This window comes from Thermoflexus sp. (assembly GCF_040289485.1).
In the GTDB taxonomy this organism is placed as follows: domain Bacteria; phylum Chloroflexota; class Anaerolineae; order Thermoflexales; family Thermoflexaceae; genus Thermoflexus.
Map to the genome: position 1 here is coordinate 1 of NZ_PSLG01000056.1, position 13,692 is coordinate 13,692.

Annotated in this window: 7 protein-coding genes; 5 read left to right on the forward strand and 2 right to left on the reverse strand. The window is 69.6% G+C overall.

Annotated features, from left to right (window positions below):
* The 3 genes from C4313_RS09165 to add all read left to right on the forward strand — a co-directional run.
* A partial coding sequence (locus C4313_RS09165; protein WP_352429561.1) for an SEC-C metal-binding domain-containing protein occupies window positions 1-1,064 on the forward strand: 1,064 nt, incomplete at its 5' end.
* 72 nt (window positions 1,065-1,136) lie between these two features.
* Entirely contained in the window at window positions 1,137-7,493 is a 6,357-nt protein-coding gene (locus C4313_RS09170) for a GAF domain-containing protein (RefSeq protein WP_352429562.1), read from the forward strand.
* A gap of 28 nt (window positions 7,494-7,521) precedes the next feature.
* Window positions 7,522-8,661, forward strand: a complete 1,140-nt coding sequence (gene add / locus C4313_RS09175; RefSeq protein WP_352429563.1) for an adenosine deaminase — start codon at window positions 7,522-7,524, stop codon at window positions 8,659-8,661.
* A gap of 6 nt (window positions 8,662-8,667) precedes the next feature.
* Here the strand turns inward: add and C4313_RS09180 are convergent, their stop codons facing one another.
* Both C4313_RS09180 and C4313_RS09185 read right to left on the reverse strand, forming a co-directional pair.
* Window positions 8,668-9,360, reverse strand: a complete 693-nt coding sequence (locus tag C4313_RS09180) for a ubiquinone/menaquinone biosynthesis methyltransferase (RefSeq protein ID WP_352429564.1) — start codon at window positions 9,358-9,360, stop codon at window positions 8,668-8,670.
* Window positions 9,347-11,038: an ABC transporter ATP-binding protein gene (locus C4313_RS09185; protein ID WP_352429565.1), complete on the reverse strand. Its 1,692-nt coding sequence runs from the start codon at window positions 11,036-11,038 to the stop codon at window positions 9,347-9,349. Before C4313_RS09185 ends, C4313_RS09180 begins: the two co-directional genes overlap by 14 nt.
* Before the next feature lie 284 nt (window positions 11,039-11,322).
* On the opposite strand from C4313_RS09185, the gene metG reads away from it, so the two are divergent.
* Both metG and C4313_RS09195 read left to right on the forward strand, forming a co-directional pair.
* Window positions 11,323-13,095 (forward strand): methionine--tRNA ligase, encoded by a 1,773-nt coding sequence (gene metG / locus C4313_RS09190; protein ID WP_352429566.1) that lies wholly within the window; start codon window positions 11,323-11,325, stop codon window positions 13,093-13,095.
* 68 nt (window positions 13,096-13,163) lie between these two features.
* Window positions 13,164-13,664, forward strand: a complete 501-nt coding sequence (locus C4313_RS09195) for a phosphoribosyltransferase (protein ID WP_352429567.1) — start codon at window positions 13,164-13,166, stop codon at window positions 13,662-13,664.
* The last annotated feature ends 28 nt before the right edge of the window (window positions 13,665-13,692 follow it).

Genomic DNA, 13,692 nt, shown 5'->3' on the forward strand with positions numbered 1-13,692 from the left:
TGGTGCGGGAGGCCGGCCACCGGGCGTTGCGCCTGCAAGCCCTGACGGCCGCCGCCCGCCGGGCCGGGGTGGGTTTGACCCTGAACGAGGCCGATCTCCTGGAGGCCTCCTGGGAGGAACTGGCGGACCTCATCCGGGAGGTGGTGCGCCAGGAGACCGAGGCCCGGTTGGATGCCCACCTGGGCGAGGTGATCGGGGCGCTGGCCGACCGCCTGGACGGGCAGCAGGATCCGATGGCGCTGGCTCAGGCCCTGTGGGAGGCTCAGTTCACCCGGCAGGTATCCTTCGACGCCCGAACCCACCAGCGGGTGACCTACGCCCAGGTGGTGTTCCCCCTCTCCTACCTGGCCGGACGGCTGCTCGAGGAGATCCCGGCGGCCGAACGGAAACCCCGCATCCTGGCGCACCTGCAAGGGGTCCTGGAGGCCCGGGAGGAGGAACTGGGGCGCTCCATCTGGCGGGGGATGGGCGAGCAGCGCCCCCGCGACCTGGACGAGCCCACCCGTTTGAGCCTGGCGGCGTGGCTGGGGGAGGCGCGCTGGGAGGCGGTGGCCGATCTCCCCTTCGCCCACTGGGACCCAGACCTCCAGGGCGAAGCCGTCCGGTTCTTCGGGCGCCGGGCCTTCTCCGCACCCGCCCGCAACCTGCTGTTGGGCCTCATCGGCCAACTCTGGGTCGATTACCTCACGGCCATCGAGAACCTGCGCCAGGGGATCGGCCTGGAGGCCTTCGGGCAGCGCGATCCGCTGGTCGAATACAAGCGCCGGGCCTTTGAGATGTTCCAGGATCTGCTCCAGAACATCCGCGCCGAGGCGGTTCGGCGTCTCTTCCTGATCGTTCCCAGCGGCCAGGCGCTGGCGCGGGAGCGCCGCCTCGCCCCCGGGGCGAAGGTGGGGCCAGGTCGTTCGGCCGGCGCCGCGGAGGCCGCCGACCGGCCCATCGGGCGGAACGATCCGTGCCCCTGTGGAAGCGGCAAGAAATATAAGCACTGCCACGGCCGTCCGGGAGCCCCGCCGCTTCCTGGAACGGCCGGCGCATCCCGCCCGACCTCTCAGCGCCGCTGAGAACCGGCCCTTCGTTGGCAGGCGGTTTCCATGGCAGGTAACGCTGCGGTTTCCTGGACAGCGGGAGGGAGCATGGCCAGAGCACCGGACTGGGTCTCCCACCGATCCACGGTCCGCCTGGATCTGGACAGCGGATGGCTGCACCTGAGCCAGACGGTGGCGGCAGGGCTGGAGCCCTGGCTCGGCCGGCGGCGGCGTTTGCGCGTCCAGAGCCTCCTTCGGATTTTCCCCTCCTGGGAGGCCCTGGTCGCCGCCGCCCGTGAGGGACGCCCGCTGGAGGGCTCTTTCTGGTTGGAGCCCGGCGCCCTCCCCTTCCGGTTCACTGCCGTCCCCGCGCGTGCCCCCCGCTCGGTGCGCTTGTATGTGGAGCCCCTCCTTCCTCTTTCCGATGTCCGCCGCTGGGAGGCGCTGGAAGAACCCCTCTATGTCCTGGACGCGCAAGGGTGCCTGCTCTGGCTGAACGCGGCCGCTGCGCGGTTCTGGCGCTCCTCCCGGGAGGCGTTCTTGGGACGCCCGCTGTGGGAGTGGATCGACCCGGCCCGGCGCCCGGCGATGCAGGAGGCCTGGGAACGATTGATGGCGGAGGGCCTCCCCGCCGCATGGGAGGTGATCCTGGGCGCCCATGGGGAGGCGCTCCCCGCCCGGTGGCTGGGGATGCCGCGGGCGACCTATGGCCTGATCCGGCAACTGGCCCCGACCGCGGAGGAGTGGCTCCATCGGGAGTTCTCTCAGATGCTGGGGATGTTGGCCGAACTGGGCCACCATTGGCGGGAGCCCCACACGTTGCTGGCCAGCGCTGCCCGTCTGCTGATGGCGCTCTGGAAGGCGGACGCGGCCGTTGCCTATCAGGCCCGCGGCCCCTGTTTGGAACTGGTCGCTCAATTCGGCCTCGACGAGGTCTTCCGGGTCCGCTTCGGCCGCATCGCGATGGACGAGCGGACTTACCAGGCCTTCCGCGCCCATCGCTACGCCTGGTATATCGAGGACACGCCCACGGCTGATCTGGCCCCCATCACCCGGGAGATCGTGGAGGCCCTCGGGATCCGCACCCTGGTGATGTTACCCCTCATCCATCAAGAGGATCCGCGGGGTCTTCTGGCTTTCGGCTACCGACGGCCGCGGCCCGCTTTCCCGTTGGAGCGGGATCTGTTGACCCTGTTGGGCAACCAGATCGCCATGGCGCTGGTGACGGCGGAATGGCTGCATGCGGCCATCGCGGAGCTCGGCCGCCGCGACCTGGCCCTCTCCCACGTGGCCGAGATCGGCCGCCTGGCAGCCACCGCCGCCGACCCAGAGGATCTCTGCCACCTGGCCCTCCAGGTGGCCCTCCCGCTGGCCCGGGCGGACGCCGGCGTTCTCTTCCTCCAGGATGAAACCCAGACCGCCCTGCACCTTCAGGCAGCTGTCGGGGTCGAGGCGGGACCGGTCCGCACCCTCTCTCTGATGGGCCAGCGCGAGGTGGCGGCCTTGTTGGAGGTCGGCGCTGCCCAGGTCTTCCACCGGGCTTTTCTCCCGCCTGCCCTGGGCGGGCTGCTCCCGGATCCGCTGTTCACCCTCACCCTGCTCCTCCCCCTGCGGTTCGCCGGCCGGCGGGTGGGCCTGTTGGCCCTCGGCCGGGCCCACGGGGATCCCGGATTCGCTGAGGCGGAGATCCGCTTGGCTGAGGGGATCGGCGGCCTGCTCGCGGCCACTCTCTACGTGCTGCGGCTGCTGGGGCAAACCCAGCGCATGACCCGGGATCTGGCCGCTTTTTATGCGATGGCCGGCCTCGCCGTCCAGGCTTCCGATCTGCCGGTGCTGATCCAAGAGGCCCTGGCCCGGGTAGTGGACGGTTTGGGCCTCGCAGGGGGATGGCTCTATCTGGAGGCCGAGGAGGCGGCCGGCTGGTATTTCCGCAGCCGGGACCCGGCCGTCCTGTCCGATGTCCTTCGACGGCTCAGCGCGGGGCTTTCCGCCGTGCTCCAGGAGGGGCAGGCCTGGGTCGGCCCGGCGGGGCCCGAGGGGGAGGGGCACACGGTGATCCTTCTGCCGATGCGAGCCCGGGAGCGAACGCTGGGGTGGCTTGGACTGGTATCTACCCAGCCGGGGTCCCTCACAGCTGCCGAGCGCCAGTTGCTTTCGGCCATCGTTGATCAGATCGGCATGGCTGTGGAGGCCGCCCGCCTGGCCCTGCGGGAGCGCCGGCGGAGCCGGCTCCTGGAGGGCCTGAACCGTACGCTGGCGGAACTGGCGGCCGAGATGGAGCGCGAGGTGATCCTCCAGCGCCTGGCCACGGCGGCCTGCACCCTTTTCGAGGGCACCGGAGCCCAGGTCTGGCTGGCCGAGGCGGACGGCGCCCGCTGGATCCTTCAGGCCACGGCAGGCGATGCCCCGGGACCTCCGGGCCGCCGGCTGACCGCGGAGGCCGCCTCTGGGGAAACCCCGACGGAGCCTCAGGTGCTTCCGACCACTGGGGATCCGGCGTGGGGCGAGCGGGCGGCCCTCTGGGTGCCGTTGACCCGCGAGGGGCGGGTGTGGGGCCGGCTGGTGATCGCCCGGGGATCTCCGCATCCCCTCCTGGATGTGGAGCGCGAGGCCGCCCGGCTCCTGGCTTCCCACGTCGGGGTGGTCCTTCAGAACGCCGCCCTCTACCAGGAGACCCGGCGGCGGATCCGGGACCTGGGCGCCATGGTGGTCGGGGCTGCCCTGGCAACCTCCACCCTGAGCGCCCGGGAGGTCCTGGAGCGGGCGGCTCAGCACCTGGTCGAGGTCCTCCAGGTGACCAACTGCACCATCTCGCTCTTGGACCCTCAGGAAGAGGCGTTGGTGGTCGAGGCCGATTACACGCCGCCGGAGCGGCAGAGCGAGGACCCCTCTCCACCGGAGGTCGGCCGACTGTATCTGCTGGCCGATTATCCAGCGACGCGCCGGCTGTTGCAGGAAGGGGGTTTCCTCGTGGTCCGGGCCGACGATCCTACAGCGGACCCCGCGGAGAAAGCATGGATGCAGGCCTTCGGTTATCGGACGTGCCTGATGCTCCCCTTGTGGATCCGAGGCCGTCCGGTCGGCCTGATCGAGGCCAGCGATGTGCGGTTGCGCACGTTTACAGATGAGGAGATCCAGTTGGCCCGCGCCCTGGCGGATCAGATAAGTGTCGCGCTGGCCAACGCCCGGCTCTACGAGGCCGAGCAGCGCCGGGTCCGCCTGCTGGCGGCCCTGAGCGAGATCGCACGCCATCTCAGCGCCGCCTTAAACGTCCGCGAGGTGCTTGAGGTGGTGGTGAGCCAGGCGGTGGGCCTCCTGGCCTGCGACGGGGCTGTGGTGTTCATGCGGGGCCCCGATGAGGCCTCGGTGGAGGCTGTGGCGGCGGCGGGGTTGCTCGTCGAGCACTTCCCGCCAGGAACCCCCTGGCCGGTCGCTGGGGCCCTTGCCGGGTGCATCCAGCGTGACGAGGTTGTGCGGATCCCGGATCTCCTTCGGGAAGATCACGGGTGGCTACCCCTGTCCCAGGAGATCCTTTCGGTCCGCTCCGCTCTGATGGTCCCTTTGCATCAGGAGCGGTCTGTGATCGGGGCGCTGGCCTTCTTCTCCATCCAGCCGGGGGCTTTCCCCGCCGAAGACCAATCCGTCTTCACCGCCCTGGCCGACCACCTCTCCTTGGCCCTTCACAACGCCCAACTCTACGAGGCCTCCCAACGACGGATCGCCGAACTGGCCGCCCTGCAGGAGATCGCCGCGCGCGTGACAGCGACCTTGGATCTCCCCCAGGTGCTGGAGACCGCGGCCCGCCACCTGTTGGGCCTGAGCGGGGCGGACCGGGTCTATCTCCATCTCCTGGACGAGAGCGGGGAGGCTTGGCGCTCCGGCGTGACCATCCACCGGGACGGGACGTTGGTCTTCGAGGCGCCGCGCCCCCGACCGGCCGGGGTGACGGAGCAGGTTGTCCGGAGCGGGCGCCCGGTGGTGATCCCCGACGCTCAGACGCACCCGCTGTTCCAGGATCCGGAGGCCCGGCGCTGGGGCGTTGGGGCCCTGGTGGGGTTCCCCCTGCGCCACGCCGGGCGGACGCTGGGGGCGCTCCACCTCGTGTTCGAGGCGCCCCGGCTGTTCAGCGCCGATGAAGTGCGGGTGTTGGGCGCGGTGGCGGATCAGGTGGCTGTCGCCATCGCCAACGCGCGGCTTTACGACGAGGCCCTGCGCCGCCTGCGGGAACTGGAGACGCTGCGACGGGCCTCGGAGATCGCTGTCCGCTTCATGGATCTCGACCGGCTGGTGGAAGAGATCCTCCGGCTCCTCCGGGAGGAGCCCGCCTTCCGTTATGTCGCCCTTTTCCTGCGCGATCCCCTGGAGCCTGCCACGCTGGCCCTCTATCGGACCGCGGGGCCGGAGGAGGCCGCCCTGCGGGCCCCACGCCTGCGGGTGGGGGAAGGCCTGGTGGGCCGGGCGGCCGCTGCCCGGACCGTGGTGTGGGCGCCGGACGTTGCTCGGGAAGAGGGATATGTGCCGAGCATCCCGGATACGCGCTCCGAACTCGCCGTCCCGCTGGTCGTCGGCGAGCGCGTGGTCGGGGTCCTGGATGTCCAGAGCCCGGAGGCCGGGGCCTTCCGGGAAGATCATGTCCGGCTGCTGAGCGCCCTCTCGGGCCAGTTGGCCATGGCCCTGGAGAACGCCCGGCTCTTCACCGAGTTGCGCCGCCGCCTGAACGAGTTGGCGATCCTCTACGAGGTGGTCGCCGCCACCGCGACCACCCTGGATCCGGAGCAGGTGATCCGTCGGGCGTTGTCGGTGATGCAGCGGACCTTGGGGTTCGAAGCGGTGGAATGCCTGCTCCTGGAGGAGGGGACCGGACGCCTGCGCAGCGTGGGGCATTACGGGTTCTTCGAAGAGGCGGTCCGGGTGCCGGTGACGGTTGGGGAGGGGATCGTGGGCCGCGTGGCCCGCACGGGCCTCCCGGCGCTGGTTCCCGACGTGCGCCAGGACCCGGATTATGTGGCGGCGGAGCCGGGCACCCGTTCCGAACTCGCCGTCCCGATGAAGATAGGCGATCGGGTGATCGGGGTGCTGAACGCCGAGAGCCCCCGGCCCAACGCCTTCACGGAGGAGGACCTGCGCCTGATGGCCGCCCTGGCGGGCCATCTCGCGGTGATCCTGGAGAACGCCCGCCTCTACCAGGAGACCCGCCAGCGCCTGCGGGAAGTCACCACCCTTTATGAGTTCGCCCGCCGCATGAGCACCACCCTGGATCCGGGGGTGCTGCTGGATTCCATCGTGGTGACCTTGCGGGAGGTGCTGCGCTGCCGGGCGGCCAACATTATGTTGCTCAACCCCCAAACCGAGATGCTGGAGATCCGGGCGGCGGCGGGGGTGAAGGACCGCTGGCGCCGGGAGGCGCGCCTGCGGGTGGGGGAGGGGATCGCCGGGCGGGTCGTGGCCGAGAAACGGCCGATCTACGTCCCGGACGCCCGGGAGGATCCCCGGTTTGTGCCCTTCGATCCGGCCGTCCGTTCCCTCCTGTGCGTCCCGCTCATCATCGGCGATCGGGCCATCGGGGCCCTCTCCGTCGACCACGAGGTCCCTCACGCTTTCCGGCCCGAGGACGAGCGTCTGCTGACCATCATCGCCGCCCAGGCCGCGGCCGCCATCGAGAACGCCCGGCTGTTCTATGAGTTGCGGATCCACGTCGAGGAGCTCCGGCAGGCCTACGAGGAGCTCCAGGAGGCCGACCGGCTCAAGGACGAGATCATCCAGAACGTCTCCCACGAGCTGCGAACGCCGTTGACCTTCATCAAGGGCTACGCGGATCTCCTCCTGGACGGCTCCATGGGGCCGCTGACGGAGCCCCAGCGGGAGGCGGTGGAGATCATCGCCGAGAAGACCAACCTCCTCAGCCGGCTGGTCGGGGATATCGTCACCCTCCAACGCATAGAGCGGGGCTCCCTGCACTTCGAGTCGGTGGACCTCGTGGCCCTGGCCCGTATCTCTGTCCAGGGGTTCCAGACGACGGCCGTCAAGGCAGGGCTGGAGATCACCCTGGAGGCCCCGCCGGGGCCTCTGCTCGCGTGGGGAGATCGGGAGCGGCTCTCCCAGGTCCTGGACAACCTGCTGCACAACGCGGTGAAGTTCAGCCCCCACGGCGGGCAGATCACTGTCCGTTTGGTGGACGCCGGCGACCACGTCCTGGTCTCGGTCCGCGATACGGGGATCGGGATCCCGCCCGACAAACTGGATCGCATTTTCGAGCGCTTCTACCAGGTGGACGGGTCGACGAAGCGTCGGTTTGGGGGGATGGGGCTGGGACTGGCCATCGTGAAGCGTATCGTCGAGGCCCACGGCGGCCGGGTTTGGGCGGAGAGCGAACTGGGCAAGGGCAGCACGTTCTACTTCACGGTCCCCAAGCCTCCCGCGGCGGCGACGGATGCGTTGCTGGAGTTCCTGTTCGGGGAGCCGTGAGATGGAGGAGTGGGCCTCGGATGAGGCGATGAGAACGGGGAGAGCGCTGCCGGAGCCGATGCGCATACGCCTCCGGCACGGGCCGGCGGCCCGCTTCTGGCGCCCGATCCTGCACCGCATGCCCAAGGTCGACCTGCACCGCCATCTGGAAGGATCCCTCCGTCTGAGCACGCTGCTGGAGATCGCCCGCCAGCACCGGATCGATCTGGGCCTGGACCTTACACTCGCCGAGATCGAGCCGTTGGTCCGCTTCACCTCAGCCGAGCCCGCCGACTTCCAGCGTTTCCTCGCCCGCTTCCGGATCCTGCGCCGGTTCTACACCAGCCCCGAGGCCATCCGCCGCATGGCCTACGAGGCGGTGGTCGACGCCGCCCAGGACCGCGTGCGCTACCTGGAGCTTCGGTTCAACCCGGCCGCCCTCGCCCAGGCTCAGGGCTTCCGGCTGGAGGAGGTGATGGAGTGGGTGCTGGAGGGTGTGGGCCAGGCGCAGCAGGAGGCCCCTATCCAGGTGCGGCTGATCGCCACCATCGTGCGAGGGGAGGATCCGGCCGTTGCCTGGCGGATCGCCCGTCTGGCGGCGGACGGCCGCCCCCATGGGATCGTGGGCCTGGACCTGGCGGGGGACGAACTGCGGGCCCCCCTCGAGCCCCTGATCCCGATCTTCCGGTGGGCTCGAGAGCAGGGCCTCTTCCTCACCATCCACGCGGGGGAGGTCGGGTCCCCCGCCCACATCCGGCACGCCGTCCTGGTGCTGGGCGCCCACCGCATCGGCCACGGCATCCAGGCCGTCCGAGACCCCGCGGTCCTGTGCCTGCTGCGCGAGCGGGGCATCCCGCTGGAGGTCTGTCCCACCAGCAATCTGCACACCGGCGCTGCGGCGGGCTTCCACCACCATCCGTTGCCGGACCTCTACCGGCTCGGCCTGAAGGTCACCCTCAACACGGACGATCCCAGCATCAGCGACACCACCCTCACGGACGAGTATCTGTTCGCCATGGCCGGGATGGGGCTGCAGTGGCAGGACCTGCTCCGGATGTTCGAGAACGCCGTGGAGGCGGCTTTCCTGAGCGCTGAAGAGCGGCAGGCCCTGGCCCGGCAGATCCAGGACGAACTGCTCGACCTGGAGCGAAGCCGCGCCCTGCGGGCTGGGTTCGAGGAGGCGTCCTGAGGCCTCCTAGGGTCGCACGCCCACGATCAGGCCCACCGTCCCCCCCATGAACGTCTGGACCTCCTGGACCCGCAGCCCGGCCCGGGCCATGGCGGCGGCCAGTTCCTCCAGAGTGAAGAAGCCGGCCACCGAGCGAGACAGGTAAGCATAGGCTTCCTCATCCCCGGCGATGAGGGCGCCGAGGAGGGGCACCAGCCGGTGGAAATAAAGCCGGTAGAAGGGAAGCCACCATCGCAGGGGCGGGCGGACCGCCTCCAGGCAAACCACCCGCCCGCTAGGGCGGGTCACCCGCGCCTGCTCCCGGAAGGCCTGATCGGGGTCGGCGACGTTGCGCATCACGAAGCCGGTGACGACGGCGTCGAAGGTCGCGTCCGGGAAGGGGAGGCGCAGGGCATCCCCGGCCACCCATCGGATGCGGGCCCGCCCGGGCTTCTGCCGCCCGCGGTGCATCATCGGGAGGGTGAAATCGCACCCCACCACCAGCGCCCCCGGGCACTGGCGCAGCGCCTCCGCCGCCAGATCCCCGGTCCCGGTGCCCACATCCAGGAGCCGGGCCCCCGGCCGCAGGCCGCACCTCTGGATCGCCCGGCGGCGCCACCGGAGATCCTGCCCTCCGGTCATCAGCCGGTTCATCAGGTCGTAGCGGTGGGCGATGCGGGCGAACATCGCCCGGACCTGCTGCGGCTTATCCGAGCCCATCTTCCGCCCCGATCCACGCGGCCAAGCGCTCGGCTCGGAGGAACCGGCCGGTCCTCCCCAGAGCCTGGCGGTTGGTCTCCAGCAACGAGGTGGGCATCAGCCGACCCCGCCGCATGACCTCGGGATCCGAGAGGACGACCTCAGGGGGGCCGTCCGCCACCAAGCGCCCGTCGGCCACCACCCAGATCCGGTTGGCGAAGGAAAGGGCGAGGTCCAAGTCGTGGGTGATGAACACGAAGGCCTCCACCGCGGGCTGGGGCCCGAAGGCGATGGCGGCGATGGCGTCCATCAGCCGCGTGTAAGTTCGGTAGTCCTGGCCGGCCGTCGGCTCGTCCATGACCAGGATGCGGCTGCGCATGCTCAGCACCGAGGCGATGGTCACCCGCTTTTGTTGCCCGAAACTCAGGGCCCATGGGGAGGAACGGGCGTGCTCCGTCAGGCCCACGAGTTCCAGGGCCCAGCGGACGTCCGCCTCGATCCGGGCGGGGGGGCGGCCGAGGTTGCGCGGTCCGAAGGCCACCTCCTCCCACACCGTGGGCGCGAAGAGCATCTGGCTGGGGCTCTGGAAGACGTAGCCGACCGTCTGAGCGATCTGGGCCACCGTCTGGGCCCGCGTTTCCTTCCCGCCCACCCAGACCTTCCCCCGCCGCGGCTTCAGCAGGCCCATGGCCAGTTTGAGCAGCGTGGTCTTCCCCGCCCCGTTCGGCCCCAGGATGGCCAGGCTGTCCCCCCGGCGGATCTCTGCGTGGATGTCGTGCAGGATGTCGGGGCCGTCCCCGTAGCCGAAGGAGACCCCTTCGAAGACCACCAGGGGGGCGGCCTCCGGAGAGGCCGGGGGGATCTCTGGGAAAGGCCCCTGCGGCCGCGGCCGCAGGGCCGGCCACCGCCTCTGCCACACCGGGAAGGGCACTTTCACCGCCGTGGGATCCACGCAGTCGAAGAAACCCTCGGGATCCCCATCGAAGGTCAGCCGTCCGTCCTCCATATAGAGCACGCGCTGGGGGCCGGCGTGGAGGGCGTCTTCCACCCGATGCTCCACGAGGAGGATGGTGTGCCCTTCCTCGTGCAGACTTCGGAAAACGGCCAGCGCCTCCCGGGCCCCCTGGGGGTCCAGGGAGGCCAAGGGCTCGTCCAGGAGGAGGATGCGCGGGGCCATGGCCAGGACGCCGGCCAGGGCCACCCGCTGCTTCTCCCCGCCGGAGAGCTGGTAGGTCTTCCGGTCCCGCAGGTGGGCGATCCCCAGGGCGTGCAGCACAGCTTCCACCCGTTCCAGGATCCGCGCCCGGGGCCAGCCCAGGTTCTCCAGGCCGAAGGCCACGTCGTGGAGCACATCGGCGCCTACGATCTGCCGTTCCGGGTCCTGCAGGAGGGTGCCAACGTGTTGGGAGAGGCGGGCCAGCGGCCAGTGGCGGGGATCCACCCCGCCGATGCGGAGGTCTCCCGAAAGCTCCCCCTTATAGCTCCGGGGGATCAGCCCGTTCAGGACCCGCAGCAGGGTGCTTTTGCCGCAGCCGCTGGGCCCCGCCAGCAAGGCCAGCTCCCCTTCCGCCATCGAGAAGGAGAGATCGTGGAGGGCGGGCTCCCTCCGGGCGGCGTAGCGGAAACGCAGCCCCTGGATCTCCAGGATGTGCGCCATGGGTGGAACTGGGGAGACCAGGATCGGTCGGTTGTGCTCCATTCTAGCAGCGATCAGCGGCGCTCACTCACCCTTGCCAAGGCGGCTCGCTTTCCACTAAAATAAAAACAACCTTTGGCTGGGGAAAGCGTCCTTGGCGGGCCAGCGGGGGGAACGGTGGATGATGAGGAGAGCGACGGGACGGTCGGGGGCGGGAGGCCCCCCCCGACAGGCGGGTTCGGTTGCGCCCGCCCACCGCCGGCCTCGGCCGGCGGTTTTTTTTCGGTGACGGGCGGTGAAGGGTTTCCGGATCCCCGAGCCGAGATCTTCTCGCTGCGGAGGTGGCGATGAGCGAGAAGGTGCTGGTTTGTGTGGCGTGGCCGTATGCCAACGGTCCCTTGCACCTGGGCCATATCGCGGGGGCGTATCTCCCCGCCGACATCTTCGCCCGCTACCACCGCTTGAAGGGAAGCCGGGTGTTGATGGTCTCGGGCTCGGACTCCCACGGGACGCCGATCACCGTGCAGGCCGATCGCGAGGGCGTGTCGCCGCGGGCTCTGTTCGAGCGCTACCACCGCCTCTTCCTGGAGACGTGGCAGAAATACGGGATCTCCTTCGACCTCTTCACCCACACCGATACAGAGAATCACTATCGGGTCTCCCAGGACATGTTCCTGCGCCTTCTGGAGCGGGGCTATCTCTTCAAGCAAACCCAGCGCCAGTTCTATTCGGAGGTCTCCCGGCGCTTCCTGCCCGACCGTTACGTCGAGGGCACGTGCCCCATCTGCGGCTACGAGCGGGCCCGCGGGGACCAGTGCGAGCGGTGCGGGACGCTGCTGGAGGCCACCCAGCTCATCAACCCGCGCAGCCGGATCGACGGCAGCGTCCCGGTGCTGCGGGAGACCGAGCACTATTTCTTCAACCTGCCGGCGTTCACCGAGGCCCTTCTGAACTATCTGCGGGACAAAGGCTACTGGCGGCCGAACGTCCTTGCCTTCACCCTGAATTACATCCGCCAGGGCTTGCAGCCCCGCCCCATCACCCGCGATCTGGATTGGGGGATCCCTGTCCCCCTGGAGGGGTTCGAGGGCAAGGTGCTCTACGTGTGGTTCGAGGCGGTGATCGGCTACCTCTCGGCCACCATCGAGTGGGCCTCCCTGACGGGGGACCCCGAGGCCTGGAAGGATTGGTGGTATGATCCCGCCGCCAAAATCGTCTATTTCATCGGGAAGGACAACATCCCCTTCCACACCATCATCTGGCCGGCCCAACTGATGGGAACGGAGCGCCTTTACGAGGAGGATCCCACTCGCCGGTTCACCCTCCCCCACGACGTCCCGGCCAACGAGTTCCTGAACCTGGAGGGGGACAAGTTCTCCACCAGCCGCAACTGGGCGGTGTGGGCGCTGGACGCCGCCGAACGTTACAACGTGGACGCCATCCGCTATTATCTGACGGCGATCATGCCCGAGACCCAGGACGCCGAGTTCCGCTGGGCGGATTTCATCCGGCACAACAACGAGGAACTGCTCTCCACCTGGGGCAACCTGGTGCACCGGGTGCTGACCTTCGCCGCCCGTCATTTCGAAGGCGAGGTGCCCATGCCGGGCCTGATGGAGCCGAGGGACGCGGAGGTCCTGGCGCGGGTGGATGTCTCCTTCGAGACGGTGGGGCGGCTGATCGAGGGCTGTCGCTTCCGCCAGGCCCTGGAGACCGTGATGGGCTTGGCCGCTGAAGTCAACCGTTACCTCAATGAGCGGGAGCCGTGGAAGGAGATCCGGGAGGACCGGACCCGGGCGGGGACCACGATCTATGTCGCCATGCGGGCCATCGATAGCCTCAAGGCGCTCTTCGCCCCCTTCCTCCCCTTCTCCAGCCAACGGGTCCACGAGATGCTGGGCTACGAGGGGGATCTGATCGGCCGCTCGGTGGTGCGAGTGGTGCGGGAGCAGGAGCGGGAGCATCTGGTCCTCACCTACGAGGCGGCCCCGGGCGGGCGCTGGGAGCCCAGCCGGCTGCGGCCGGGCCAGCGCCTGCGGGAGATCCGCCCCCTGTTCGAGAAGATCGATGAGAAGCGGGCGGAGGAGGAACGGGCGCGCCTGGGCCAGCCCGCCGCGTGAGGCGGGGTTGTCCCGGCGCTCCGGTTCGCCCTCCCCTGGCCCACCGGAATCCGAAAGGGATCACGCGCATGCGGCGGGAGATCCTTTCGTGGGGGGATGTGGAAGCGCTGATGGACCACCTGCTTCCCCAGTTGCGGGGACCCTTCGACGCCCTGCTGGTGATCACGCGGGGCGGCATCGTGCCGGGGGGCATGATCGCCGAGGCCTTGGACATCAAATACATCCTGACGGCGGCGGTGCGCTTCCCCGAGGCCCAGGACCTCGCCCGGGTGAAGTTGCTGACCTGGCCCACCTTCCTCCAGTTCCCCGAGGACGAACTCCTGCGCGGCCGCCGGGTGCTCATCGTGGATGACGTTTGGGCCAGCGGTCGGACCATCAACACGGTCCGCAGCCGGGTGGAGGCCGCCGGCGGCTACCCCGAGACGGCGGTCCTCCACTACAAGCCCCGGGAGTCCCTTTTCCGCCATGGCCCCACGTATTACGCGGCGGTGACGGACGCTTACATCATTTACCCGTGGGAACTGCGCCGCGGGCTGGAAGGGGTGCGGCCCCTCGAGCCGAAGGGTTGACAACAGCTGATTTATTATCAGCCATTTC

Coding starts and splice junctions, on each gene's coding strand:
- C4313_RS09170 (WP_352429562.1), top strand. CDS start 1,137: ATGGCCAGAGCACCGGACTGGGTCTCCCACCGATCCACGGTCCGCCTG.
- add (WP_352429563.1), top strand. CDS start 7,522: ATGAGAACGGGGAGAGCGCTGCCGGAGCCGATGCGCATACGCCTCCGG.
- C4313_RS09180 (WP_352429564.1), bottom strand. CDS start 9,360: ATGGGCTCGGATAAGCCGCAGCAGGTCCGGGCGATGTTCGCCCGCATC.
- C4313_RS09185 (WP_352429565.1), bottom strand. CDS start 11,038: ATGGAGCACAACCGACCGATCCTGGTCTCCCCAGTTCCACCCATGGCG.
- metG (WP_352429566.1), top strand. CDS start 11,323: ATGAGCGAGAAGGTGCTGGTTTGTGTGGCGTGGCCGTATGCCAACGGT.
- C4313_RS09195 (WP_352429567.1), top strand. CDS start 13,164: ATGCGGCGGGAGATCCTTTCGTGGGGGGATGTGGAAGCGCTGATGGAC.